Source organism: Pseudomonas sp. S34, from assembly GCF_009866745.1.
In the GTDB taxonomy this organism is placed as follows: domain Bacteria; phylum Pseudomonadota; class Gammaproteobacteria; order Pseudomonadales; family Pseudomonadaceae; genus Aquipseudomonas; species Aquipseudomonas jessenii.
The window spans coordinates 3759348-3786029 of sequence record NZ_CP019398.1; the positions used below are offsets into that span (position 1 = coordinate 3759348).

A 26682-nucleotide genomic window follows, 5' to 3' on the forward strand; every position below is an offset into this window, starting at 1 on the left:
CTTCGTCCTAAAAAAAACAGCCGATCAGGTGATGTGTTCGAGGTCCGCTCCTGGCCGGTTTCTGCCCCTCACGGACGGCCGCTATGGTTGCGATAGCGTTCGGTCAAGGACTGCACGAGGGTGACGTAGGATTGCGTCTCGGCGTAGGGAGGCACCCCGTTGTACTGGACCACAGACGCTTCGCCGGCGTTGTAACCTGCCAACGCCAGCATCTGGTTGCCGTTGAAGCGCTTGAGCAGCCAGGCCAGGTAGCGCACGCCGCCACGAATGTTCTGTCGTGCGTCGAACGGATCGTCCACGGCGAAGCGCTCGGCGGTGGCGGGCATCAACTGCATCAGCCCCTGGGCGCCGGCTTCGGAAATGACGTTGGGGCGAAACGCCGATTCGGCATGTATCACTGCGCGGACCAGCGCCCTGTCGACACCATAATGACCCGAAGCGGCTTCGATCTCCCGTCGATAGGAATGGGTGTCCAGGCGCAGTGAGGCGACCTTGAAATCCTTCGGCGCCATGCACAGATAGCAGCCCTTGATGTAATAGAGCTCAAGGACATCGACCCGTGCGGAGATCCCGACTGGGCGCCGGCTCACATATTGACGATTACCCTTGTGGATGAAAGTCCATACCCGGATCCGCACCGCGCCTGGGGTGTCGTCCCGCACAACCCGTGGCAGCGCCATTGCCTTGGCGCCGACACCGGCGCCCGCCATGCCATTGAGGCGAGTGCAGCGGGCGCTGGCGATGGCTTGGCTGGTGTAGCTGATGGCTCCGTCCCTGGCTTGGCACTTGAACATGGCGCTGGCGCACAGTGGAGTGACCAGCACGGCCAGCTCGATGCAGCCAAGAAAGCTCTTGCGAGCCCATCGCCATGCTCTGGAACTCATCACATCGCTCCGCGCCGCTGGCGCCGATCAGGCCTGGGGCGCCCGTCCCGGGCGCTGCCTTTGGAGGGCCGATTCTGGGTGACCCGCCTTTTGTTCTGATAGTTATACCCCTTGTAACCGGCCTTGGAACTTGCGTTGACGTACGGGCTGCCGACGTTCCCGGGCGAGGCGCAGGTCTGATTGCTCGCACGACGCGTCGTCCCGGCTTGCCAGGGCTGGGGCGGGACAGGCCCAAGCCACTGGATCTGATGTTTCGAGTATCTGCCGTAAATTTTTTACGCTTTCTTTACGACTGCTGTTTGCGCCCTCAAAGATACTGGCCGCGACTTTTTAGATCGTCCATGCGCCTTGAGGCTTCAGTGGCCCAGGCACATCGTTTTGCCCAAGGATGGCATGCATTTCCTCCCCGTAATTCGAGAGAAGCGACCCTTGAGTGAAACAGCAATCGGAGTACATGAAAACTCGCAATCCAAAGCGTCAGGAGTGGGCTTGCTCGTCGCCGCGGTCGGAGTGGTTTACGGGGACATTGGCACCAGCCCCCTCTACACGCTCAAAGAAGTATTTTCTGGCCACTACGGAGTTCAGGCCAACCACGACGGCGTGCTGGGTATTCTGTCGTTGGTCTTCTGGTCACTGATCTGGGTCGTCTCGATCAAATATGTGCTGTTCATCCTGCGTGCCGACAACCAGGGTGAAGGCGGCATCATGGCGTTGACGGCTTTAGCCCGCCGCGCAGCCGCCCCTTATCCGCGCATGAGTAAAATACTCGTTCTGCTTGGTCTGTTTGGTGCGGCACTTTTTTACGGGGACAGCATGATCACCCCGGCTATTTCGGTGCTCTCTGCGGTTGAAGGGCTACAGCTGGCGTTTGACGGAATTGAACACTGGGTCGTGCCTTTGTCAGTGATCGTGCTGGTGGCGCTGTTCTTGATACAGAAACACGGCACGGCTCGTATCGGCATTCTGTTCGGCCCAGTGATGGTGCTGTGGTTTGTCGTGCTGGGTGCGCTGGGGGTCTATGGCATTTTACAGCGGCCGGAAGTGCTGCAAGCGCTCAATCCATACTGGGGAGCGCATTTTTTCATCGCTCATCCGGGAATCGGTGTGGCCATCCTCGGGGCAGTGGTGCTCGCGCTGACGGGCGCCGAAGCACTGTATGCAGACATGGGGCACTTCGGTCGCAAACCCATTGCCCGCGCCTGGTTCATTTTGGTATTGCCAGGACTGGTACTCAATTATTTTGGCCAAGGTGCCTTGATCCTGGAAAACCCTGAGGCGGTGCGCAATCCATTTTATTTGCTCGCGCCGGGCTGGGCACTGCTGCCGATGGTCGCACTCTCTACACTGGCGACCATCATCGCTTCTCAAGCCGTGATCTCCGGCGCATTTTCCCTGACACACCAGGCCATCCAGCTTGGGTATGTCCCTCGCATGTTTATCCAGCATACCTCCAGCCAGGAGCAGGGACAGATTTACATCGGTACCGTTAACTGGGCGTTGATGGTCGGTGTTGTGCTGCTGGTACTTGGTTTCGAGTCGTCCAGTGCTTTGGCCGCCGCTTATGGGGTCGCTGTAACGGGCACCATGCTGATCACCACCATCCTGTCCTCGGCCGTCGTCCTGCTGCTATGGAAAACCCCGCGCTGGTTGGCCGTTCCGATGCTGCTCGGTTTTCTGCTGGTAGACAGCCTGTACTTCGCGGCCAATGCTCCGAAGATCTTCCAGGGCGGTGCGTTCCCGGTGATTGCTGGCATTGGCCTGTTCATTTTGATGACCACCTGGAAACGTGGGCGCAAGATCATTGTTGAACGGCTGGACGAAACCGCGCTGCCTCTACCACTGTTTATCGGTAGCATCCGCACGCAGCCTCCTCATCGGGTACTGGGTACGGCGGTATTTCTGACAGCCAGGTCCGATGCCGTTCCGCATGCGCTGCTGCACAATCTGCTGCATAACCAGGTTTTGCATGAGCAAGTGGTATTGCTTACGGTGGTGTCTGAAGACAGCCCTCGTGTAAGTGCTGATAGACGGTTTGAGGTTGAAGCGTATGGCGAAGGGTTCTTCCGGGTCAGTCTGCACTTTGGCTTTATCGAGGAGCCCGATGTCCCCTTGGCGTTGAGTCTCTGTCACTTGGCCGAGCTGGACTTCAGCCCGATGCGCACCACCTATTTCCTGAGCCGGGAAACGGTGATCCCGACCAAGCGCATCGGTATGGCCCGTTGGCGAGAAAGCCTTTTCGCCTTTTTACTCAAGAACGCCAACAGCAACCTTAAGTACTTCAAGTTGCCGTTGAATCGGGTGATAGAACTGGGCACACAGGTGGAGATGTAAGGAACTGGCAAGATCGCACCGGCGGTCTTGTTTGCTCGGCAGCAATCGGCCCATTCCCGAAAAGTGACGATCGGCCAAAAGCACTCTCTGACGACGAACCCTGCCCTTACGCAGTAGTCAAAGCAAGTGACGGCATCGCCACTCGCTATCACCGTCCTCACAAAGAGGGGGCCTGATGAATCTTCTTGCCACATGTAAGGGTGTGTGTGTTCCTCTGGCTCTGTGCATGGCTGTGCTCCTGGCATTTGTGGTTTCCTGCAGTACATTGCCCAGGATAGTGCCCGATATGGCTCACGCGCCCTCTGCGCCAGTGCAGCTCGACGGGGTACACGGGCCTCTGTCAGCCGAGCGCAGCAAGGCCATTCTCGAGCGACTCGAGTCCACCGGCGCAGAGACCGACATCTTCGACGTGCACCTCGCAATCGAAGAGTCCATCGTCGGCAGCCCGCTGACGGAAGGAAACAAGGTCGACTTGCTGCAGGACGGCCCCACCACCTACCAGTCGATGATCAAAGCCGTGGAAGCAGCGCGCGACCACATCAACATGGAGACCTACATCCTCGACGATGATGAAGTCGGCCAGCGCTTCGCCACCGCGCTGATCGCTCGGCAACGGCAAGGCGTACAGGTCAATCTGATCCGTGACAGCGTCGGAACCCTTAAAACATCATCGGCGTTTTTCTCTCAATTGACCGACGCAGGCGTCAAGGTGCTGGAGTACAACCCAGTCAATCCGGTGACGGCCAAAGCGGGCTGGGACGTGAACCAGCGCGACCACCGAAAGCTGCTGATAGTGGACGGCCGTATTGCCTTTCTCGGCGGGATCAACATCAGCAGCGTCTATTCGGGGAGCTCGTTCAATTCTTACTCAAAGACTCGCCCAAATGGTGATTTGCCCTGGCGCGATACCGACTTGCGCATCGAGGGGCCTGTGGTTGCGGAACTCCAGAAGCTGTTCATCGGAACCTGGGCTACCCAGAAAGGCGAACCACTCGCGGCTCGCCACTACTTTCCGCCACCTGAGCGCAAAGGCACCGAGGTGGTGCGGGCCATCGGAAGCTCGCCAAATGAGCCGTTCAGCCTGATCTATGCCACGCTGATTTCGGCGCTGCGTAGCGCGCAATCCGAGATATGGCTGACTAACGCCTACTTTATTCCCGACCCGCAGTTGCTGGCGGCCCTCAAGGAGGCTGCAGCACGTGGCGTCGACGTCAAGCTGGTGCTGCCCAGCAGCACCGATTCGTGGCTGGTGTTCCATGCTGGACGCGCCTACTACAGCGAGCTGTTGAAAGCCAACGTCAAGCTTTACGAACGCAAAGACGCGCTACTCCACGTCAAGACAGCAGTAATCGATGGCGTGTGGTCGACTGTCGGCTCCACCAACCTCGACTGGCGTAGTTTCCTGCACAACGATGAAGTCAACGTTGTTGTGCTGGGCGCCGGGTTTGGAAAAAAAATGCAGGAGGCATTCCTGGCCGATCTGGCCAAGTCGAACGAAATCAAGATGGAAAAGTGGCAGAGCCGCTCGCTCGGTGTGAAAGCCAAGGAGCAGATGGCGCGCCTTTGGGAGTACTGGCTCTGAGTTGAGTGGCGTGTCACCGGGATTACACACATAGGCACACAGATCGGAAAAAATCACCTGCCCCTGTTCTGAGGCAGGCCGCTCTGGCGCTCACGTCACTTCAGATACCACCCCCAGGGTTCGCCGTTGTAGCGGGTGATCTGCTTGGTTTCCAGGTAGTTGTTGTACCCCCACTCGCCCAGTTCACGACCGATGCCGCTTTGCTTGTAGCCGCCCCAGGGTGCCTCGACGAAAGTCGGCTGCGAGCAGTTGACCCACACGATGCCCGCGCGAAAACCGCGAGCGACCCGTTCGCAACGCGGGATATCCCGGGACATGACGGCCGCCGCCAAGCCGAACGGCGAGTCATTGGCCAAACGGATCGATTCGGCTTCCGTGTCGAAGGCGCGCAGGCACACCACCGGGCCGAAAATCTCCTCGCGCCAAACGGCGCTGTCCTCGGGGACATCGGCGAAAATCGCTGGCGTCAGGTAATAACCCTTTTGCAGATTAACCGGCCGCACACCGCCCGAAACCAGTCGGGCGCCCTCGGTCTGGCCGGCCGCAATGGCCGCCAGCACCTTGTCCAGCTGCCCCTGGCTGACCAGCGGCCCGAGCTTCACCCCTTCCTCGAAGCCCTGGCCAATCTGAATCTGCTCGGTGGCGGCAATCAAGCGCTCCAACAGCGCCGGGTACAACCGGCGTTCCACCAGCACCCGCGAGGTGGCTGAACAGACCTGCCCCTGGTTCCAGAAGATCCCGAACAGAATCCACTCCACCGCCGCTTCGAGGTCACTGTCAGCGAAGATCACGAAGGGTGATTTACCGCCCAGTTCCAGGCTGATGTTTTTGATCTCGCTGGCGGCGGCCTGCATGATCTTGCGTCCGGTCGGCACGCTGCCGGTGAAGGCGATCTTGTCGACCTGCGGGTGTTCGGCCAACGGCGCGCCCGCCTCGCGTCCCAAGCCCGTGACCACATTCAGCACCCCGGCCGGCAACCCGGCCTTGTCGGCGATGCCGGCCAGTTCGAGGGCAGTCAGCGGGGTCAGTTCGGAAGGCTTGAGCACCAGGGTGCAACCCGCTGCGAGTGCCGGGGCGACTTTCCACGCGGCCATCAGCATCGGGAAATTCCACGGGATGATCGCCGCGACCACGCCCATCGGTTCCTTGATCACCGATGACGTGAAGCGCGCATCCGGCAACTCAATCGACTGCTCGTTGTGTGAGTCCGACTGCTCGGCAAGTCCCGCATAGAAGTCGAAGCACCCGGCGGTATCGGCGATGTCCCACAATGCTTCCGGCAACGGCTTGCCATTATCACGCACTTCGATGGCCGCCAGTTCGTCCTGGCGAGCGCGGATGCCCTCGGCGATTTTCCTCAACACTTGCGCCCGTCGGGCACCGGGCCAGCGTGGCCAGTCGCCCTCGTCAAACGCCCTGCGCGCCGCCGACACGGCCAGATCGATGTCCTCTGCGGTCGCCGAGGCAACCCGCGCCAGAACCGACTCGTCACTCGGATCGAGCGTGTCGAAAACACCGCGCTGAACCGGGGCGATCCATTCGCCACCGATGTACAACCGTTGATAGTCACCCATGGGACACTCCTTGATCCTGCGGTGCCGACGCTGCTGGTAAAGCTGTTCGGCGACCTGCAATTGCTCGCGGTCATTGACCCCGAGCACGTCGACTTCATCCACTTCCACGGCCGTCACCGTCAGTCCCGCTTCGTTGGCCACCGCCACCGCTTCGGTGAGGTAGTACTCGCCTTGGGCGTTCAGGTTGCCGATACGCTCCAGCAGCCACAGACAGGTATCGGCGCGCAGGCCCATGACGCCGCCGTTGCAGAAGTTGATGTCCAGCTCCCGCGGGCTTGCATCCCTGGCTTCGCGAATGACCCGCAAGCGCCCCTGCTCCACCAGCAGCCGCCCGTAAGGCCCGGGCTGTTGGGTGTGGAAACCCGCCACCGCCACCGCCGCGCCGTCAATCAATGCCCTGCGCAAGCGATTCAAGGTCTGCGGGGTGATCAAGGGTGAGTCGCCGAACAGCACCAGCACACAACCCTGTTGCTGTTCGTGCGCCTGCAAGGCCGGTCGGGCCGCGAGCACCGCGTGGGCCGTGCCCAGTTGTTCGTGCTGGGTAAACACCTGCGCCGTCGGTGCCACCTGTTGCAGGTACTCGGCCACCTGCCCGCCGCCAGCGCCCACCACCACAGCCCGTTGCTCGATACCCGCCGCCGCCACCGCCGCCAGCACATGACCGAGCAGCGGCTGGTTGCCCACCGGGTGCAAGACCTTGGGCAGCGGCGAACGCATGCGCGTGCCCTGCCCGGCCGCGAGAATCACCGCCAGCGTCGGCCAACCAAAGTTGTCGCTCATCACCATCCTCCTGCGTGCATCCCGGCTTCAGGCCGGATCGCGATAGAACACATCGTCGGCGTACGGGTACCACCAGTCCTGAATCTTCGGCTGGTGGTCGATGATGACCATTTTCGAACGGCGGAACGCTTCCAGCCCCTGACGCCCTAGTTCGCGCCCAAGGCCGGACATCTTCCAGCCACCGAACGGCAGCGCATCGTTGTCGATCAGCGGATTGTTGACCCAGACCATCCCCGCCTCCAGACGCTCGGCGGCTTCCATGGCTTCGGCCAGGTCAGTGGAAAACAGCGAGGCACCGAGGCCGAACGGCGAGTCGTTGGCCAACCGCACCGCCTCATCGAAATCGCTGACCCGGCAGATTGCCGCCACCGGGCCGAAGCACTCTTCCTGCAAAATCGCCATGTCACCGGTCACGCCGGTGAGGATGGTCGGTTCATAGAACCAGCCGACGCTGTGCCCGGGTGGAATGCGCCCGCCACACACCACTTTCGCGCCCTTGGCCACGGCGTCATCGACCAGGCGCATGACTTTATTGCGCGCGGCTTCGCTGACCATCGGCCCGATCTCCGAGCGTTCCAGGCCATGACCAATGCGCAAGGCACGGGTGCGCTCGGCGAATTTCGCGACAAATTCGTCATGGATATCATCGACGACGTAGAAGCGTTCCGCCGAGGTGCAGATCTGCCCGCTCAAGTGGAACGCCGCGGTCACCGCGCCTGCCGCTGCCACTTCCAGCGGTGCATGCCTGGAGATGATCAGCGGATCGCTGCCACCGGCCTCGATCACACAAGGTTTCATCCGTTCGGCACAGGCCACGGCCACCGCTTTGCCTGCCGCCACACTGCCGGTGAAGGCCACCGCGTGGGTCTGCGCCGACTGCACCAGCAACTGCGCGGTGACCGCATCGCCCGGTACACAAGACACCAGCCCAGGCAGCAACGCGGTGAAGTGCTCCATGAACTTGAGGGTGCACAGGGTCGTGGCTTCCGCCGGTTTGATGATGCAGGCGTTGCCCGCCGCCAAGGACGCGGCGACCGTCCAGCACATCAGCAGGATCGGAAAGTTGAACGGCATGATGTGCACGCTGACACCATACGGCTCGTAACGCACATGCTGGAACGAGCCGATCTGCGTGGTGCCGGCGACCTTGCCGGCATCGTCCCGGGCCATTTCTGCGTAGTAGCGAAAGATCGGCGCGCAGTTGGCCAGCTCGCCCATGGCTTCGGGAAACGGCTTGCCCATTTCCAGGGTCATCAGGCTCGCGACTTCACGGTTGCAGGCAGCGTTCTGTTCGATGGCGTTGGCCAGCTGATGCAGGCGCGCGGCGCGGCTTTTCGCGTCGATCAGGCGCCATTGGCGTTGCGCGGCGGTGGCGGCATCGGTGGCGGCTTGCACATCGGCTTCGCCACACACGCCGACTTGCCCGACCGGTTGCAGGGTCGCCGGGTCGAGCACTTCGCGCACGCGGCCCTCAGTCAGCGGCAGGAACTCGGGGTTGATGAAACGCAATGTAATGTCAGTGTTGAACGTGGCCATGGGATGATCCTTGAACCAATCGATAAGGGGTTTCACGCAACGTCGCCAGGGTCTGGGCGGGCAGTTCTTCACGCCAGCCCGGCACGTGCCGGTCGAGCCATTGGCGCAGCGGCGCAAAGGCCTCGGCGTCCAGGGCGCGGACAAACAGACTCAGGGTGCGCGGCAGGTGCGCCAGGTAACCGTGCTTGCCGTCACGGCCGGCCAGGCGCACGAAAATCCCCAGCACCTTGGCGTGACGCTGGGCGGCCAGGCGCCGGTAATCTTCAAGAAAGCCCGACGCATCCAGCTCCGGGCGCTGCAACAGGTAATGACTGATCAGTGACTTGCGCAGCGCTTCGGGCACATCGCGCCGGGCGTCTTCGAGCAGCGACATCAGGTCATAGGCTGCCGCCCCGACCAGGGCATCCTGGAAATCCAGCAAGCCGCAGGCGGCGACACCTTCACGGCCTTGCAGCAGCATCAGGTTGTCGACGTGAAAGTCGCGCAGCACCAGGGCTTCGCGGCGTTTCGCGACATCACGGCAGGCGTCGGCGAATAACGCCAGATATTCATCGCGCAGGTTGTGCGCCGCCTCTTTGCCGATCAGCAGCGGCACGTACCAGTCGATGAACAGCGCGTACTCGGCCGCCAGTCGCTGTTCGTCGTAAGGCGCCAGTTCCGTGGCTGGCGTTGCGCAATGCAACGCCACCAGCGTATCGACCGCCAGGTGATACAACGCCGACTCCGAATGCCCGGCCAGCAGCAGCCGGGTGTAGGTGTCGTGACCGAAATCCTCGATCAACGCCAGCCCCGCCGCCTCGTCCACATCCAGCAAGGCCGGCGCGGACAGGCCCAGCCCCTGTAACTGCCGGGCGATCCGCACGAACGGGCCGATGGGCTCGCTGTCGGGCGGCGAATCCATCAGCAGCAGGCCCGCGCCGTCCAGGCGGAAATAACGCCGGGTCGAAGCATCCGCCGGCAAGGCGACCAGCAAGGTCCCGGCGAAACCGGCGCGGGCCAGAAAGGCGGCGCGCTGGTCGTCACGGGTTGGCAATGACGCCAGTGCATCTGTCATGGCAGTCACCGGATCATGTAGACCTTTTTGATGGTCTCGTGGACGGTGCACACACCCTTCCAGTCCTTGCCGAAGAAAGCGGCGGTGTCCGGCTTGATCTCGATCACTTCACCGGACTCGTGGACGTACGTGCAGCGACCTTCGAGAAAGTGGCAGAACTCGTCGCTGGTGACATGGCAGAACCACTTGCCCGGGGTGCAGATCCAGATGCCGCATTCGGACTGGCCTTCCGGCCCCTTGTGCAGCACCACGCCGGATACACGGGACTCACCTTCAAGCATGGTCGGGATCACGCCCCAATCCTTGACGTCGGTGATGCTCAGCGGGTCGTACAGAAACGGGGTTGTCATGTGTTGCTCTCCAGGTTGTGTGTGTGTGTAGGAGCGAGCCTGCTCGCGATGGACGTTAACGATGACGCGTGCTGTCTGGATGAACGCGTTGTCCTGACGTTCTTCGCCAGCAGGCTGGCTCCTACAGGGATTGCAGTGTTTCTCACAGGTTCAAGCCAGCATATAAACGTTACGCAGGGTTTCCCGGACGTGGCATTCGCCGGTCCAGCCGGCCGGGAACAGCACCAAGGTGTTGGGGCGCACTTCAATCACTTCACCGTTGTCGTTACGGTAAGTGGCGTGCCCCGCGATGAAGTGACACAACTCGTCCCGGGGAATCGACAGCCGCCAGCGACCGGGGGTGCACACCCACAATCCGGTTTCCGGGCTGTTGTTCGGGCCCTTGAACAGCAAGCGGCCGCTGGAATGCGAGACACCTTCGACGGCGTCGCTCTGCACGCCCCAGTCCACCAGATCGGTGCGGCTGCTGACGGCTTCGAGGTACGGCGTGATACCCGCCGTGGTGGATGAATCAGGCATCGTTGAGCACCTTGTCGAGAATCGCGGCCGCGTCTTGCGGCCCCTTGCGTGATTGCATCTGCGCGCTGGTGCGCTGCAGGCGTTGGCGCATCGCCCCGTCGTTGAGGCACGCGTGGAGTTTTTCCGCGAGCTGTTCTTCGCTCCATTCGTAGCGATCGAGCTTGAAGCCGTGGCCGCTTTCTTCGGCGCGCATGGCGTTGTCGTGGCCGTCCCAGACGTACGACATGACAATCGCCGGTTTGCCGAAGAACAGGCACTCGGTGAAACTGTTGTTGCCGCCGTGGTGGATCACCGCGTCGACCTGGGCAATCACCGACGGCTGCGGGAACCAGTTGGAAATCTGCACGTTGTCCGGCAGGTCCGGGTATTCGTCGAGGTGTTCGCCGACGTTGAACAGCGCCCGGTAAGGCAGCTTGCCCACCGCCTCGATCAGGCGCTTGAGCAGCTCGACATCGCCGGAACCGAGGCTGCCGAAACTGGCGTACAACAGCGGCTTGTCGTGGTTCGCACGGAACTGCGGAATCTCGTACGGCGTGTCGTGGCGCACGCAACCTTGCAGGTAATGGAAGCGCTCGGCCGGCAATGGATGGCGTCGGTCGAACTTCACCGCATCCGGGTACAGCAGCAGGTTCATGAACGGCGAGGCTTCAAAGAAGGTCCCCAGCGGATAGGGCTGCTCGCCATGGGCTTGCAGGAACTGGTTGAAGTCCTCATGGATCGGCCCGACCACTTCCTCGAAGCGCTGGCGGAATTGCGCGTGGCCCGCCTTGTCGTCGATGCTCATGCCCGACAGGTGCGGCGGGATATCCGGGTCTTCGATCTCGTTCTCCGAGCAGGAAATGATCCGCACCCACGGCTTGCCGTATTGCTTGATTGCCGGGAACAGGATCACGTTGTCGACGCAGATCAGGTCGGGCTTGACCTTGTCCAACACCGCCGGCAGGTCCTTTTGCGCCCACTTGGCGGTTTCGACGATGGCCGCCCAGCATTCCTTGACGTAGTTGTCGATCTGCTCCAGCGGCGACTTGCGGAAGTTCGGAATGTGGCCGTTGATGAAATCCACCCAGTAGCGGGCCATCTCTTCGGCCGGCATCGGCGCCGACATGTTGACCATGTGCTCTTCAAAACCATAACCGGCGTAGACACCGCTCATGCCCGGGTCGGTGAGGAACACCGCTTTATGCCCCAGGGCTTCACAGGCCTGGGCGATACCCACTGAATTCAGCGCCGGGCCGTAGGCGGCTTCCGGAAAGAATGCGATCACTTTCTGTTTCATCGAGTGCTGCTCCTGCCTGGTCTTTTTATTGTTCAGCGCGTCAGTACGCGGGCATGCCGGGCCTGCCAGCCCAGCCGGATGGTCGTGTCGATTGCAAAATGGGCGAATTCAAACTGCGAGGACGGCACGCGCACGATCAGCGGTTTGTCGCTGAGGGGGGTCTGCACGTGCAGGTTGGTGTCGAGGCCGTGGTAGGCGATTTCGACGATCTTGCCGCTGACCTGATTGGCGCAATCGCCGCCCTGCTCCGTCAGCACTAGCAGGCGTTCGGGGCGAACCACCACGGCGACGGATTGGCCGGTCACCAGCGGCGCGTCGGTTTCGACGTTCAGTTCCTGGCCGTTGACCCGCACCGAGTGCTGGCCCGAGCGCACGCCTTCGAGCAGGTTGCTGACGCCGATGAAGTTGGCGACGAAGCGGCTGTTGGGGTTTTCGTAGAGTTCGGTCGGGCTGCCGCACTGGCATACCTTGCCGCCATCGAGCACGGCCATGCGGTCGGACATCACCAGGGCTTCTTCCTGGTCGTGGGTGACGATGATGAAGGTGATGCCGCTCTCGTGTTGCAGGCGTTTGAGTTCCAGCTGCATCTTTTCCCGCAGCTTCTTGTCGAGGGCGCCCAAGGGCTCGTCGAGCAACAACACCCGCGGACGCTTGACCAGTGCCCGGGCCAAAGCCACCCGCTGACGCTGGCCGCCGGAAAGCTGATCGGGCTTGCGCTCGGCCAGCTCACCCAGTTGCGCGGTGCTCAACACTTCATCCACCCGGCGACGGATTTCGGTTTCCGGCAGACGCTCCATTTCCAGGCCGTAGGCAATGTTCTTGCGCACGGTCATGTTGGGAAACAGCGCGTAGGACTGGAACATCAGGTTCAGCGGACGCTTGTTGGCCGGCAGCGGCGAAATGTCATTGCCGTCCAGGTAGATGCAACCACCGCTGGGGGTCTCGAAACCGGCGAGCATGCGCAACAGCGTGGTCTTCCCGCAGCCGGACGGCCCGAGCAACGCGAAGAACTCGTTCTCGCGGATGCTCAGCGACACCTCGTTGACCGCCAGACCGTTGCCATAAGACTTGCTGACCTTATCCAGGATCAGTACCGCGGGTGAATTATTCATGGGTGCGAGGAGCCTTGTTGAGACGCTGCGAAGCCAGCAGCGCGGTGATGCTGACCAGCATCACCAGCGTCGCCAGAGCGTTGATTTCCGGGGTGACGCCGAAGCGGATCATGGCGTAGATCTGCATGGGCAACGTGGTCGAGGCCTGGCCGGAGCCCGAGTTGAAAAAAGCGATGATGAATTCGTCCACCGACAGGGTGAACGAGAGCAAACCGCCGGCCAGCACACCGGGAAAAATCACCGGCAGCAGCACTCGGCGCAAGGTGGTGAACCAGCTCGCACCCAGGTCAATCGAGGCTTCGAGGATCGAATAATCGAAGTGCTTGAGCCGCGTGCGCACCACCGCACAGACGAAGGCGATGTTGAACACCGCGTGGCTGATGATGATCGAGTGCAACCCCAGGCCGACCTTGAGCAGGTTGAAGAAACTCAGCAGCGCAATCGCCAGCACGATGTCGGGAATGATCATCGGCGCCATCAGCAAGGTGTCGACCACCTGGCCTTTGTCGTTGCCCTTGCGGCGCAACTCGATGCCCAGCGCCAGGAACGTGCCAAACACGCAGGCAATGAAGGTTGCTGACAACGCAACGACCAGAGTGTTGAGTGCCGCCGACAGAATCGCCGTGTTGTGCGCCAGTGCCGCGTACCACTTCAGCGATACGCCGCCCCAGGCGGTGGGCAATCCGGACTTGTTGAACGACAGCAGGATCAACACCAGGATCGGTATATAAAGGAAGGCGTACACCAACCCCAGATGCGAACCCAGCACGGTGCCGCTGACAGAACGAGACTGACTCATGAGCGCGCCCCTTCTGCACGACGGGCCACCAGTGCCTGGATGAACAACAGGATCAGCATGATTGCGATCAGGAAGAAACTCAGCGCCGCACCGAACGGCCAGTCCCGTGCCGTGAGGAATTGCGAATAGATCAGGTTGCCGACCATCTGCACCTGCTTGCCGCCCAGCAGATCGGCAGTGATGAAGTTGCCGATGCTCAACACGAAGACAAACACCGCACCGGCGGCGATACCCGGTACGCTCAACGGCAGGATGATCCGGCGAAAGGTCATCCAGCCCGAGGCGCCGAGGTCTTTCGAGGCGTCCCACAGTTCGTTGTTGATCCGCGACAGCGACGAGAAAATCGCGAGGATCACAAAGGGGATGTAGTTGTAGACCAGCCCCAACACGACGGACGACTCGGTGTACAGCAGGCTGATGGGTTCGCCGTTGTAGCCGAATAATTGCAGCATGCGGTTGATCAGGCCTTCGCGGTTGAGCAGCACGATCCAGGCGTAGGTGCGGATCAGGTAGTTGCTCCAGAACGGCAGCATCACCAGAAACAGATACACCGCCTGACGCCGCCGTGGCGCGCGGGCAATCGCATAGGCCGCCGGGTAGCCGATCAACACCGCGAACACCGTGGCCAGCCCGGCGATTTTCGCCGACTTGAGCAGGATGCCCAGGTACAGCGGATCGAACGCACGCTGGTAGTTTTCCCAGGTGAACAACCAGTCGATGCCGCCATACGCACCCCGTTCGACGAAGCTGTAGACCAGCACCAGCAGGCACGGAATCACCAGGAACATCAGCAGCCAGCCGAAGCCGGGCGCAAGAAGCCAGGCCGACAGACGCCTGTCAGCATGCAAAGCACTCATTACCCATATCCTCCCGCCTCAGGACAGAGGCGGCTTGCGAGCGTGGCGAGGCATGCCGGGCATGCCTCGGATCGACGTGGCGTTAGTTCTGCGCCGCCATGATTTCGGTGACGGCGCGGGTGTAGGCCTTTTGCGTGGTGCCGCCCAGGTCGCGCAACTGCTCCATTTTCAGCAGCTCGGCGGGGGCGATGGTCAGATTGGGGTATTGCTTGAGCAAGTCAGCGGACAACCCGGCCATAGCCGCCTGGTTGGGGACTTTGTAGAGGATGTTTTCAGCGACCCAGGCGTGGTTTTCCTTGGCCAGCATGAAGTTGATGAACTTGAAGGCTTCGTCCTGGTGTTTCGAACCTTTGAGCACCACCATGGTGTCCACCCACAGGTCGGAACCTTCCTTGGGCACCACGAACTTGATCGCCGCGTTGGCTTGCGTGCCGTAGTTGCACCAGCCGTCCCAGGCGTGGGCCATCAGCGATTCGCCGGAGGCCAGCTTGGAATAGAAGGTGGTGTCGTCGAAGGAGAGGATGCGTTTTTTGGTGGCGATCAGTTGGTCGCGAACCGCGGCGATTTGCGCGGGGTCGCTGTCGTTGACCGACCAGCCTTTGGCGAGGAAACCGGCGCCGAGCATCCAGCGGTCGGTGGCGAGCATCGTGACCTTGCCCTTGAGGGCATCGCTCGGATTGAGCAGCTCGTTCCAGCTCTGTGGCGCTGGTGTCACCTTGTCGGAGCGGTAGCAGATGCCGGTGGTGCCCCAGGTGTAAGGCACGGAGAACCGGTTGCCCTGGTCATATTCCAGGTGAGTGGCTTCGGGGTAGAGGTTTTTCAGGTTGGGGACTTTGACCGGATCGATGTCCGCCAGCAGTCCCTGCTTGTGCAGGACTTCGGCGAAAGGCGAGGAGACGAACACCACGTCATACCCTTCGCCACCGGAGGCCATCAGCTTGCCCATGATTTCTTCGTTGGTGGCGTGCAACGCCTTGTCGACGTCCACACCGCTGGCAGCCTTGAACTTCTCCAGCGCATCCGGGGCCATGTAGCCGTCCCAGATGGAAATCACCATGTCTTTCGCACTTGCAGCCTGTGAAGCGATCGCCAGGGAAACGGCCAATCCCACGCACAGAAGATCATTCAGCTTGCTCATAAATACTCACCCGACGATTGTTTATTGTTGTGTTCGAAGGCAGTACGGCAAAACGAGAAACGATTGCTTGTGTTTTTTTTTAGAAATTAGGACCAGTATCAAAAGATGTCAACGCTTTTTTACGGCCTGACGCTTCGCCAGCGCATGACATAAGATGAGCACCTGAGTCCGACAGCGGATCACAACGAGAAAAGACGCTTGAGCACGACAGCCGAAAAAAAACCGCGCACCAATCACCTGGAGCTGGCCCGCCGCATCCTCGAGCACACCCAGGAAAGCGCAATGGTGGCCGGCGACCCGGTGGCCGAACAAGCCCTGGCCCGGACCTTCCAGGTCTCGCGCACGCTGATTCGCGGCGCGTTGAAAGTGCTACTGGAAGAAAACCTGCTGAGCCACGAAGCCGGCAAGGGCTACCGACTGCTGGCCTCGCCGGCGGGCCAAGTCTTCAACGCCACCCTGCCGCAAGCCGAGGAAGAAGAATTGGCCGCCTCGGTGCTGCGCGACCGCATGGCCGGGCGCCTGGGCGACAGCATCAGCATCAGCGAACTGATGCGCCGCTACGACATCGGCCGGCCGGCGGCACAAAAGGCCCTGCAGCAATTGAGCGAAAGCCAGGCCATCGAGCGCGGCCCCGGCCAGTCCTGGCTGTTTCGCCCGTCGCTGAACAGCCTGGCCGCCCTCGAAGAAAGCCTGAAATTCCGCCTGATCCTTGAGCCTGAAGCCCTGCTCAGCCCCAGCTTCAATGCCGATCCGCAACGCCTGGCGCTGTTGCGCAGCGCCACGCAAAGCCTGCTCGCCCGCCCCGTGGAAGACTTCGACATCCAACAATTTCGCGAACTGGACATCAGCTTCCACGAACTGCTGGCCCAGAGCTGCGGTAACCGCTTCATCAGCGACGCCCTGCTCCAGCATCAGGGCCTGCGCCGCCTGCCGAACCTGCTGCCATCGGTGAGCGTGCACCGCCTGCAGGAAGCGCTACGCGAACACCTGCAAATCATCGCGCAGATCGAACGCGGGCAGATGGAGATCGCCGCCGACCTGCTGCGTTTGCACCTGCGCCTGAGCGCCGCGCAACGGCCGCAAACCGCCAACCGTGGCATCCCGCAAAGCCATCTGTTCGGGCGTCGCTAACCAGCTCGCAAAAACATGATGATTTTTTTTTGAAAATAAGACAGCATCAAAAACACCTTCAGGAGCGGCGGGTCTGACCCGCCATGGACAGTCCTCGCCATGCAAAAACAAAAACTGATCGCCCTGTTTCCGGAAGCCAGTTTCGGCGCGGCCTTGAACTGCATTGGCATCGCTCAGTCGCTGCGTGAACTGGGCGCCAAGCCGGTGTTCATCTGCCATGAACATTTCCAGGGGTTGTTCGCCGAATACGGTTTCGACGAGTACCCGATTCCGCAAGCGAGCCCGTTGTCGGCGGCGGAACACCAGCACTACTGGGAACGCTTCATCGAGCGCAGCATTCCCTACTTCGACCAGACCCCGCTGGCACAGATCGACAGCTATGTGGCGCCGGCCTGGGAAGCCATCATCGATACCGCCATCGAAGCGGAAAAACCCTTGCAGCAGTTGCTCGGCCGCCTCAAGCCCGACGTGATCGTGCTCGACAACGTGGTGATGTTCCCGGCCATCGCCAACGCCGGTTGCCCGTGGGTGCGGGTGGTGTCCTGCGCCGAAACCGAACTGCCGGATGCGGCCGTTCCGCCGTACCTGTCCGGGTGCCTGACCAGCGACACCCAGGCCTGTGAGCGTTACACCGAGCAGTACCTCAAGGCTGTCGCGCCAGCTCATGAACGCTTTTCGCATTTTCTCCTCGGCAACGGCACCGCGCCGTGCCCAGCGGGGCAGTTCCTCACCGACTCGCCATGGCTGAACCTGCTGCTGTCACCGACGCCAGTGCGCTATGAGCGCCAGCAACCGCTGGCCCCGCAACGCTACGTGTACCTCGACGGTTGCGTGCGCCGCGAAGCGCCGTACATTGTCCCGGACTTTCCACGGCACAACGACGCGCCGCTGATCTACCTCAGCTTCGGCAGCCTCGGCGCCGCCGACACAGGGATGATGAAACGCCTGATCAGCACGATCGAAAGCTTGCCGTACCGCTTCCTGGTCAACGTCGGCGCCTACCGCGACATGTACACCACCGTGCCGGACAACGTGTACCTGGACAGCTGGTTTGCCCAGCCGGCGGTGCTCAAGGAATGCCAGTTGTTCATCCACCACGGTGGCAACAACAGCTTCTGCGAAGCGCTGTACTTCGGCCTGCCATCGCTGATCATCCCCTATTGCTGGGACGGCCACGACAACGCCGCCCGCGCCGAGGAAACCGGCGTCGGCCGCTACCTGCCGCGCTTTGCCGATCCCCTGGCCGCCCTGCCCGCCGCCCTCGAACAACTGCTGGCCGATCAAGCGATGAAACAACGCCTCACATCGTTCAGCGAGCGCATGCAGGCGACCCGCGGCACCGACATTGCCGCGCGGGCGATCCTGGCACTCTAGCCATAACAACAAAAACCGTCGGGCAACCGAACGCAATCGTCGCTGCCCGACACACCGCCGGAGTTTCAGCATGAATGCCCCATCGCTTCTCGATGCGCTTGACCATGTCCTGCCCCATCCCTTCTGGCAGGACACCGTCACCCCGCCGCCCGCCGCACCTTCCGTCACCGGCACGGTGCAATGCGACCTGGCCGTGGTCGGCGGCGGGTTCACCGGATTGTGGACCGCCCTGCTGGCGCGTCAGCGCAACCCCGGGCTGAGCATTGCGATCATCGAGGCACGACGCTGCGGCGGTGAGGCCAGCGGGCGCAACGGCGGTTTCTGCGCGCCGAGCATTTCCCATGGAGTGTCCAATGCGCTCAAGCGCTGGCCGGATGAAGCCGAGCAACTGATCCGCCTCGGCCGGCAGAACCTCGATGAACTGGCCGCCGACCTGCAACGCTTTGGCATGCACGTCGAGTTCGAACGCCATGGCAAACTCAACGTCGCCAGCCAACCGTGGCAGGTCGACGGGTTGCGCTCGATGCAGCGTAACTACGCGCGATTCGGCATTGACTGCGAGTGGCTGGAAGGCCGCGCTCTGACGCAGAAACTCGACTCCCCGGCGTATGTGGCCGGCCTGTTCGAACCCAATTACGCCCTCCTCAACCCGGCGAAAATGGCCGCTGAATTGCGCCGCGTTTGCCTTGAACAAGGGGTCCAACTGTTCGAAAACAGCCCGGTCCTGAAACTCGATGCCCGCCGCGACAGCCTGTGCCTGCCCACTGCCGACGGCGAAGTCATCGCCGGGCAAATCGCCCTCGCCACCAACATCGCCCCGCCGCTGCTCGGCCATCTGGCATCGAGCGTGATCCCGGTCTACGACTACAGCCTGGTCAGCGAACCATTGAGCGATGCGCAGCTGCGAGCCATCGGCTGGACCGGTCGCTACGGCATCGCCGACGCCGGCAACCAGTTCCACTACCTGCGCAAGACCGCCGACAACCGTATTCTCTGGGCCGGCTTTGATGCCATCTACCATTTCGGCGGGCGCCGCGACGAAGCCCTGACCCAGCGACCGCAAAGCTTCCAGCGCCTGGCCGAGCAGTTTCACCAAACTTTCCCGGCCCTTGGCGATGTGCGCTTCAGCCATGCCTGGGGCGGCATCATCGACACCTCGGCGCGCACCACGATGTTCACCGGTTGCGAACACCAGGGCCGCGTCGCCTATGCCTTGGGCTTCACCGGACAAGGGGTGTCCGCCAGCCGCTTCGCCGCGCTGAACATGCTCGACCTGCTGGGCGGCGAGCGCACCGAACGCACCGAACTGCTGATGACCTCCAAGGCGCCGTTCCGCTTTCCGCCCGAACCCTTGCGTTACGTCGGCGTGAAACTGGCCCAGCGCTCACTGGCGCGGGAGGACCGCGACGGTCACCGTGACCTGCTGCTCAAGACCTTCGATGCCTTTGGCATCGGTTTCGATTCCTGATCCGGAGACCACCATGTCCACAGCCCTGCCCCGGCACGTCATCGACTTCGCCAGCGACCTTGCCCCCCGTGAAACTGAAATCAACGATCCGGCCGTGGTCGACGCGCCTTACCGCAGCAAGAGTTGGCGGCACTTTGTGACGCCTGAGAAAAACGCCGTGGCCGGCATCTGGGAGGCAGGACCGCACCGGGAGCATTGCCAGTGCGATTACGATGAGCTGTGTCACATCCTCGAAGGCACCGTGCGCCTGACCGATGCCGAGGGCGTCGCGCGCACGTTCGGCCCCGGTGATTCCTTTGTGGTCGCCAGCGGATTCAATGGCACCTGGGAAAACCTCACCACGGTGCGAAAGGTCTACTTCATCCTTGGCTAAACGGCCCCGACCGCTACGTCAGGCTGCTGACAGACCTGATTGCGCCCGTTGCGCTTGGCCTGGTACAGCGCGTCGTCTGCGCGGGTCACCAGGCTTTCCGGTGTATCGCCGGGTTGTGCATGGGCCACGCCGAACGAGGCGGTGATGGTGTCCAGCACCGTGTCGGTGCCCCGGGCCTTGACCCGCAGCGACTGGATTTTCAAACGCAGGCGCTCGGCAAAAGCGCCCGCGGCGGCCAGGTCCGGACAATCCTTGAGCACCACGCAAAACTCCTCGCCGCCATAACGTGCCGCGAACGCTTCGCCAGGCAGCGAATCACGCAGCACCCGGGCGACATGCTGAAGCACGCGGTCGCCCAAGGGGTGGCCGTACTGGTCGTTGAATTGCTTGAAGTGGTCGATATCCAGCATGACCAGCGCCACGCCCGTCGCCACGTTGCTCAAGGCCTGTTCAAGCTGGCGGTTGAAGGTGGTGCGGTTGAGCAATTCGGTCAGGCCATCGAGGGTCGCGGCCAGTTGGGCGCGCTCCAGCTTGTCACGCAGGCTTTTGATTTCATGCTGTGCCGATTGCAACTGGGCGAGGAAGTGTTCCTGCTGCCCCTGCATCAGCCGGGTGCTCTGTTGCAGTTGGGTCAGGATGCTCGGCAAGCGCTCGCTGGCGGGCTCTTCAAGCATCTGCAGGTATTGGCCGAGGCTGGCCTGGAAATCCTGGTTACCCTTCACGCTGCGCGATACATCGCGCTCCATGTCGTCGACCAGATTGATCGCGTCCTGCTGCCCGGAGCGGGCGTCCGCCAGTTCATCGCGGATGATGTACTCGCGAAACAGTTTGGCGGCCGACTCCGGCGGGAAGTAGTCGAAGTCATTGACCACCCGGTCCAGGTGCCGATTGAGCTCCGGCTCCTGGCCCTTGCTGTAGGTGTACCAGAGCGCGTAGTGCACCGGGTTGGGCGGAATGTTGTGACGAACCATCAGCGGCACTGCCTGCTTGAGCAACGCCGCCGCCTCGCGGGAGTCTTCTGGATACAGCGCTAGAACAGTCGCACGCGTGTCTGATTGGCTCATGGTTTCACTGTGATTGTTATCATTGGCGTTTGGCAAACTTGCTGAGCATAGCCATACGCCCGGCAAACGACCATCCCGAATTACACAATCATTTCAACCCGGTACGCCTGTGCCACAGGTCCGATCAACTGTTGGTCGGCATCAACCCGGCCATGTTCTGGCGCCGACGGTAAGCCGTATCACGGTTCGCCAGCCAGTAGTACAGCGGTGTGGTGACCACCAGCCCGACCAACCAGGATAAATCCGCACCGTCGATGTGCACTGCCACGGGGCCGGTGTAGATCGGCGTGTTCATGAACGGGATCTGCACCACGATGCCGATGGCGTAGGCCAACAGCGCCTGCGGGTTGAAGCGGCCATAGATGCCGCCGTCGACGCGGAAGATCGAGGCGATGTCGTACTCGCCCTTGTGGATCGCGTAGAAGTCGATGAGGTTGATCGCAGTCCACGGCACCAGCACCACCAGCAACGCCAGTACCAGGTCGACGAAATGCCCGATGAAATCCGCCGAGGCGCCGATGGCCGCCACGCAGCAACCGGCCAGGATGATCAGCGACAGTACCGCCCGGCTCGAAGCAGTCGGAATCCAGCGGTGGGCGAAGGTTTGCAGCAAGGTGATCACCGACAGCACGGCGCCATACAGATTCAGGGCGTTGTGGCTGATCACGCTGAGCAGGAACAGCACCAGCATCAGCGGGCCGATGGCGCCGGTCGCGAGTTTCACCGCGTCCATGGTGTCCATGCCCACCGGCGTTGCCAGCACGGCGACGGCACCGAACACGAAGGACAGGATTGAACCCAGCGAGGAGCCGAGGTAGGTCGCCCAGAACGTCGAACTGACCTTCACGTCTTTGGGCAGGTAGCGCGAGTAGTCGGACACGTAGGGCGCGAAAGCGATCTGCCACAGCGCCGCCAGCGACACCGTGGCCAGCCAGCCGGAAATGTTGAAACTGCCACGGGTCAGGAAGTCATCGGTCTGCACGTGGGTCAGGATGTAGCCGAAACCGAGCACGATGCCGAGGCCCAGCACCCAGGTGCCGATGCGATTGAGCACGTGGATGAAGCGGTAGCCAATGATGCCGATGATCCCCGAGCCAAGGCCGCCGAGGACGATGCCGACGGACACCGGCACGCTCTCGACCACGCCATGCAGCGACTTGCCGGCCAGGACGATGTTGGAAGCGAAGAAACCGATGTACATCACGCCGGCAATCACCACCACCAGCAACGCGCCCAGCGAACCGAACTGAGCGCGGCTCTGGATCATCTGCGGAATGCCCATCTGCGGGCCTTGCGCCGAGTGCAGCGCCATCAGCACACCGCCGACCAGGTGGCCGACGATGATCGCGACAATGCCCCAGACCAGGTTCAGGTGAAACAACTGCACGCCAAGCGCGCCGGTAACGATGGGCAACGGCGCGATATTGCCGCCGAACCACAGGGTGAACAGATCTTTGACCTTTCCTTGGCGATCCTCAGGGGGGACGTACCCGATCGTGTGTTTCTCGATGAGCGGGGCGGATGAAGCGGTGGTGGACATGACGAACTCCAAGGCAAGGATGAGTACGTGTTCGTACTTCGGTGTGCGCGGGCATACCTGCGCATTTCTTGTTGGAGGCGATCATGGCCAAAGAGTGTGGGGAGGAAAATTAGTTAATTTGTGCCTTTAAACCTTAAAAAAGATTGCGTGGTTTTCCGGAATAACCGGCAGAAAAAACCAATAAAAATAAAATATTGATCAGAACACCATGACAACTGAACGACGAAATCCCTGTGGGAGCGGGCTTGCTCGCGAAGACGGTGGCACATCCAACATCGATGTGACTGACATACCGCTTTCGCGAGCAAGCCCGCTCCCACAGGGTCCTGCGTTTTAACTGACTACCATCACCACTGCGCGAAGTCGGCAGAGCATGAACACGAGGTATTGCACTGTGCTTTTTGTGGGAGCGGGCTTGCTCGCGAAGACGGCGGCACATCCAACATCGATGTGACTGACATACCGCTTTCGCGAGCAAGCCCGCTCCCACAGGGTCCTGCGTTTTAACTGACTACCATCACCACTGCGCGAAGTCGGCAGAGCATGAACACGAGGTATTGCACTGTGCTTTTTGTGGGAGCGGGCTTGCTCGCGAAGACGGCGGCACATCCAACATCGATGTGACTGACATACCGCTTTCGCGAGCAGGCTCGTTCCCACAGGGTCCTGCGTTTTAACTGACTACCATCACCATTGCGCGAAGTCGGCAAAGCATGAACCCGAGGTATTGCACTGTGCTTTTTGTGGGAGCGGGCTTGCTCGCGAAGACGGCGGCACATCCAACATCGATGTGACTGAAGTACCGCTTTTGCGAGCAAGCTCGCTCCCACAGGGTCCTGCGTTTTAATTGACTACCATCACCACTGCGCGAAGGCGGCAAAGTTTGAACCTGAGGGTTTGCACCAGGCTTTTTTGTGGGAGCGGGCTTGCTCGCGAAGACGGCGGCACATCCAACATCGATGTGACTGACATACCGCTTTCGCGAGCAAGCCCGCTCCCACAGGGGTTATGTGGTGCCTGTGTTAGCGCGCAGCCCAGGCATTGAAGCGCTGTTCAAGTTCCTCGCCATGGTCAACCCAGAACTCCGCGTCCACGGCCCGCGCGCCGGCCAGGTTGGCCTCGGCGGTCGGCAGTTGGTCCTGCACATCCTTGGGCAGCAATGGCAGGGTCTGGCGATGCACCGGCCCGTAGGGGATGGTTTCCGAGAAGACTTTTTGCGTCTGCGGCTGGCTGGCAAAGGCGATGAAGTTTTCCGCCAATGCCTTGTTCGGCGTGCCTTTGACCACCGCCCAGTATTCCGGATCGTACAGGCTCTGCGGCCAGACGATGCTCAGTTTCATGCCTTCCTTCTGCGCCGAAGCGATCCGGCCGTTGTAGGCCGCGCTCATCACCACGTCACCGGCCACCAGCCATTGCGCCGGCTGCGCACCCGCCTCCCACCACTGGATGTTCGGCTTGATCTGGTCGAGTTTGGCGAAGGCCCGCGTCACGCCTTGCGGGGTTTTCAAGATCTTGTACACGTCGTCCGCCTTGACTCCGTCGGCGAGCAACGCGATTTCCAGGGTGTACTTGGCGCTCTTGCGCAGGCCGCGCTTGCCCGGGAAGTCGGCGACGTTCCAGAAGTCGGCCCAGGACTGCGGCGCCTTGGCCTGCTTGCTCTGGTCGTAGGCCATGACCATCGACCAGACATAGGTTGCGACACCGCACTCGGTCAGCGCACCCGGCACGAAGTTCGCCGAATCACCGAAGCGTCCCGCATCGAGCTTCTCGAACAGGCCCTCTTCGCAGCCACGCAACAACTCGGGGCTTTCGACTTCCACCACGTCCCAGCTGGTGTGACCGGCGGAGACCATGGCCTTGATCTTCGACAGCTCGCCGTTGTACTCCCCGGCGATGATATTGCCCGCGCCGCTGGCGTTGAAGGGCTGGAAGTAGGCCTTATCCTGGGCCTGTTTGGTAGCACCACCGAAGGAAATCACGGTGAGGTCCTGGGGGGCCGCCCACACACTGGCACTCAACAACGCCAGGGCAAACGGAACACTGCAACGCAAGGATCTGGACATGGATCGCTTCCTCGGGGCTTGTCGGCCCGTTGTTGTTATGGGTGTTCGGATTCACTCAAGTAAGCCGCCAGGCGATCCATCAAGCGGTCACAGGCCGCCATCTGATCAACGCTGACAAATTCATCGGGCTTGTGCCCCTGGTCCATGCTGCCGGGACCGCAGACCACCGATGGAATCCCGGCCCGATCGAACAGCCCGCCTTCGGTGCCAAAGGCCACGGTGCTGAACTCGTCACTGCCGCACAGCTGGGCAATCAGCCGGGCCGCTGCGCTGTCGGCGGGTGTCGCCAGGCCGGGATAGGCCGAGATTTTTTCAAAGCGGATACCGGTATCGGTGTCCACGGCCTGCATGGCCGGCAGCAACGTCTGCTCGGCGTAGTCCTGCAACTCATCGACGACCACTTGCGGGGCGAAGTCCGGCAAGGCGCGGATCTCGAAATCGAAACGGCAGTCCGCTGGAACGATGTTCAGCGCCGTACCGCCCTGGATCACTCCGACCTGCACGGTCGAGAACGCAGGATCGAAGCGCTTGTCGTGCAATGGCGGCCGGGCCAGGGTGGCGCCGATGTCCCCCAGCCGACCGATCAGGCGTGCAGCCTGCTCGATGGCATTGACCCCATAAGGCGCGTAAGCCGAATGACAGGCGGCGCCGCGCACGTGACACCGCATCGCCAGCTTGCCCTTGTGACCGAGCACCGGCTTGAGTTCGGTCGGCTCGCCGATCAAACACAACGCTGGTGTCGGGATGCGTTGGGGCAGCACTTCCAGCAAGCCGCGCACGCCGAGGCAACCGACCTCTTCGTCATAGGAAAACGCCAGGTGCACCGGGCGCTTTAAAGGGCTGGAGAGAAACATCGGCACAGCGGCCAGCACCGAGGCCAGATAGCCCTTCATGTCCGCGCTGCCGCGACCGTAAAGCTTGCCGTCCGCCTCGCTCAGGCAAAACGGTTCGACCGTCCAGGCCTGGCCATCCACCGGCACCACGTCGGTGTGCCCGGACAACACGATGCCGCCAGCCACACGCGGGCCGACCGTGGCCAGCAGGTTGGCCTTGGTCCGCTCGGCGTTGTAGATCAGTTCGCAATCCACGCCCAGTTCGTGCAGGTAGTCGTGCACGAACTCGATCAGCTCCAGGTTCGAATCGCGGCTGACCGTGGCGAACCCGATCAATCGCGCGAGCATGGCGCGGCTGCGCAACTCACTCATCGCCGGGCACTCCATACGCGGGGGCCAGGGTCGGATTGAGGGCGCGGGTCAGGTAGTCCTGCAATTGCGGCTCGTAGGCCGTCCACAGTTTGCCCAGCTCGCCAATCGGGTTTTCCTCGGCCCAGTCCACCCGAAGGTCGACAATCGGCCAGGTCAGGTCACCCACCACCGACAACGCCGCCGAGTGCACCGCGCCGGCTTCGCCGCCAGCGTCCTGCCCGGCCTGCAAGGCGCTCATCAGCCGGGTGGCGAGGCAGCCTTCGCTGTTTTCGAACGCCGCGACCATTGCCTCGATCACCCCACTGTTGGCCAGCAGGTTGCCGGCCGCCACGCATTGGTCACCGGCCACAGCGTTATTGATGCCCAGGGCATGGTTGCCACTGAACACCGCCGTGCGCCCGTGGGCATCGACCACCGCCACCTGGCGGTATTGGCTGTAGCCGTTGCGGGTCAATGAGTGGTCCAGCGCCTGGGGCGGCGCCGAGCCGTTGGCCAGTTCATCGAGGATCTGCGGGCCGAGGGCCGGCAGCGTGATGTTCTGGCTCGACACCGCGCCGACACCGGCCCGCAGCCACGGGCAGCGCGCGCCGACGGCAATGCTCGAAGAGCTGATGGCAATGCCCAACTGGCCGGTCTCGGCGCAGCGACCCACGATGGAAAAAGTCATGGCGA

At 61.8% G+C, this 26682-nt stretch carries 22 protein-coding genes and 1 pseudogene; 6 read left to right on the forward strand and 17 right to left on the reverse strand.

The window, feature by feature from the left end; genetic code table 11:
- Positions 1 to 68: 68 nt before the first annotated feature.
- A complete protein-coding gene (locus tag PspS34_RS16740; RefSeq protein ID WP_090456229.1) occupies positions 69 to 884 on the reverse strand; it encodes a lytic transglycosylase domain-containing protein in 816 nt (271 codons plus the stop codon).
- A gap of 489 nt (positions 885 to 1373) precedes the next feature.
- On the opposite strand from PspS34_RS16740, the gene PspS34_RS16745 reads away from it, so the two are divergent.
- Together PspS34_RS16745 and cls are read left to right on the forward strand one after the other, a co-directional pair.
- The gene (locus PspS34_RS16745; RefSeq protein ID WP_223532237.1) at positions 1374 to 3215 is read left to right on the forward strand and encodes a potassium transporter Kup; all 1842 of its coding nucleotides are present in this window, start codon (positions 1374 to 1376) and stop codon (positions 3213 to 3215) included.
- A 286-nt stretch (positions 3216 to 3501) separates the two neighbouring features.
- Entirely contained in the window at positions 3502 to 4797 is a 1296-nt protein-coding gene (gene cls, locus PspS34_RS16750) for a cardiolipin synthase (RefSeq protein WP_223532229.1), read from the forward strand.
- A gap of 95 nt (positions 4798 to 4892) precedes the next feature.
- On the opposite strand, the gene PspS34_RS16755 is transcribed toward cls, so the two are convergent.
- The 11 genes and pseudogenes from PspS34_RS16755 to PspS34_RS16800 all read right to left on the reverse strand — a co-directional run bounded on the left by PspS34_RS16755 (position 4893) and on the right by PspS34_RS16800 (position 15792).
- Entirely contained in the window at positions 4893 to 6371 is a 1479-nt protein-coding gene (locus PspS34_RS16755; RefSeq protein WP_223532239.1) for an aldehyde dehydrogenase family protein, read from the reverse strand.
- A gap of 324 nt (positions 6372 to 6695) precedes the next feature.
- Positions 6696 to 7157: pseudogene (locus tag PspS34_RS28645) on the reverse strand (NTP transferase domain-containing protein); the annotation flags it as partial.
- Between the two features lie 21 nt (positions 7158 to 7178).
- Positions 7179 to 8687, reverse strand: coding sequence for an aldehyde dehydrogenase family protein (locus PspS34_RS16760; protein ID WP_159390204.1), 1509 nt, complete (start codon positions 8685 to 8687; stop codon positions 7179 to 7181).
- A complete protein-coding gene (locus PspS34_RS16765) occupies positions 8668 to 9741 on the reverse strand; it encodes a phosphotransferase (protein WP_154862008.1) in 1074 nt (357 codons plus the stop codon). Before PspS34_RS16765 ends, PspS34_RS16760 begins: the two co-directional genes overlap by 20 nt.
- A 5-nt stretch (positions 9742 to 9746) precedes the next feature.
- Positions 9747 to 10091 (reverse strand): cupin domain-containing protein, encoded by a 345-nt coding sequence (locus PspS34_RS16770; RefSeq protein WP_007976122.1) that lies wholly within the window; start codon positions 10089 to 10091, stop codon positions 9747 to 9749.
- Positions 10092 to 10241: 150 nt separating this feature from the next.
- A complete protein-coding gene (locus tag PspS34_RS16775; RefSeq protein ID WP_008049636.1) occupies positions 10242 to 10610 on the reverse strand; it encodes a cupin domain-containing protein in 369 nt (122 codons plus the stop codon).
- Positions 10603 to 11886, reverse strand: a complete 1284-nt coding sequence (locus PspS34_RS16780) for a glycosyltransferase (RefSeq protein ID WP_159390205.1) — start codon at positions 11884 to 11886, stop codon at positions 10603 to 10605. Before PspS34_RS16780 ends, PspS34_RS16775 begins: the two co-directional genes overlap by 8 nt.
- 32 nt (positions 11887 to 11918) lie before the next feature.
- The gene (locus PspS34_RS16785; protein ID WP_154947380.1) at positions 11919 to 12998 is read right to left on the reverse strand and encodes an ABC transporter ATP-binding protein; all 1080 of its coding nucleotides are present in this window, start codon (positions 12996 to 12998) and stop codon (positions 11919 to 11921) included.
- Positions 12991 to 13797, reverse strand: coding sequence for an ABC transporter permease (locus PspS34_RS16790; RefSeq protein WP_159390206.1), 807 nt, complete (start codon positions 13795 to 13797; stop codon positions 12991 to 12993). The genes PspS34_RS16785 and PspS34_RS16790 overlap by 8 nt, the downstream gene beginning before the upstream one ends.
- Positions 13794 to 14654: an ABC transporter permease gene (locus PspS34_RS16795; RefSeq protein ID WP_150815039.1), complete on the reverse strand. Its 861-nt coding sequence runs from the start codon at positions 14652 to 14654 to the stop codon at positions 13794 to 13796. The genes PspS34_RS16790 and PspS34_RS16795 overlap by 4 nt, the downstream gene beginning before the upstream one ends.
- Before the next feature lie 82 nt (positions 14655 to 14736).
- Positions 14737 to 15792: a spermidine/putrescine ABC transporter substrate-binding protein gene (locus tag PspS34_RS16800; RefSeq protein ID WP_154862013.1), complete on the reverse strand. Its 1056-nt coding sequence runs from the start codon at positions 15790 to 15792 to the stop codon at positions 14737 to 14739.
- Positions 15793 to 15990: 198 nt separating this feature from the next.
- Between PspS34_RS16800 and PspS34_RS16805 the strand changes: the two genes are divergently transcribed.
- From PspS34_RS16805 to PspS34_RS16820, 4 genes are all read left to right on the forward strand, one after another.
- Positions 15991 to 16923 carry a GntR family transcriptional regulator gene (locus PspS34_RS16805; protein ID WP_150815041.1) on the forward strand — a complete coding sequence of 311 codons (933 nt, stop codon included), beginning with the start codon at positions 15991 to 15993 and terminating at the stop codon, positions 16921 to 16923.
- 99 nt (positions 16924 to 17022) lie between these two features.
- Positions 17023 to 18297, forward strand: a complete 1275-nt coding sequence (locus PspS34_RS16810; protein ID WP_159390207.1) for a glycosyltransferase — start codon at positions 17023 to 17025, stop codon at positions 18295 to 18297.
- 70 nt (positions 18298 to 18367) lie between these two features.
- A complete protein-coding gene (locus tag PspS34_RS16815; protein WP_159390208.1) occupies positions 18368 to 19765 on the forward strand; it encodes an FAD-dependent oxidoreductase in 1398 nt (465 codons plus the stop codon).
- Between the two features lie 13 nt (positions 19766 to 19778).
- Positions 19779 to 20138, forward strand: coding sequence for a cupin domain-containing protein (locus PspS34_RS16820; protein WP_150815044.1), 360 nt, complete (start codon positions 19779 to 19781; stop codon positions 20136 to 20138).
- Here PspS34_RS16820 and PspS34_RS16825 read toward each other — a convergent pair.
- The 5 genes from PspS34_RS16825 to PspS34_RS16845 all read right to left on the reverse strand — a co-directional run bounded on the left by PspS34_RS16825 (position 20135) and on the right by PspS34_RS16845 (position 26677).
- Positions 20135 to 21202: a GGDEF domain-containing protein gene (locus tag PspS34_RS16825; protein ID WP_150815045.1), complete on the reverse strand. Its 1068-nt coding sequence runs from the start codon at positions 21200 to 21202 to the stop codon at positions 20135 to 20137. The two genes, PspS34_RS16820 and PspS34_RS16825, sit on opposite strands and share 4 nt — an antisense overlap.
- A gap of 124 nt (positions 21203 to 21326) precedes the next feature.
- Positions 21327 to 22742 (reverse strand): cytosine permease, encoded by a 1416-nt coding sequence (locus tag PspS34_RS16830; RefSeq protein WP_159390209.1) that lies wholly within the window; start codon positions 22740 to 22742, stop codon positions 21327 to 21329.
- A gap of 1022 nt (positions 22743 to 23764) precedes the next feature.
- Positions 23765 to 24805, reverse strand: coding sequence for an ABC transporter substrate-binding protein (locus PspS34_RS16835; RefSeq protein ID WP_102671907.1), 1041 nt, complete (start codon positions 24803 to 24805; stop codon positions 23765 to 23767).
- Positions 24806 to 24840: 35 nt separating this feature from the next.
- Complete coding sequence (gene argE / locus PspS34_RS16840) at positions 24841 to 26010, reverse strand: acetylornithine deacetylase (protein WP_159390210.1); 1170 nt, start codon at positions 26008 to 26010, stop codon at positions 24841 to 24843.
- Positions 26003 to 26677 carry a DUF1028 domain-containing protein gene (locus PspS34_RS16845; RefSeq protein ID WP_090456242.1) on the reverse strand — a complete coding sequence of 225 codons (675 nt, stop codon included), beginning with the start codon at positions 26675 to 26677 and terminating at the stop codon, positions 26003 to 26005. Before PspS34_RS16845 ends, argE begins: the two co-directional genes overlap by 8 nt.
- Positions 26678 to 26682 lie beyond the last annotated feature (5 nt).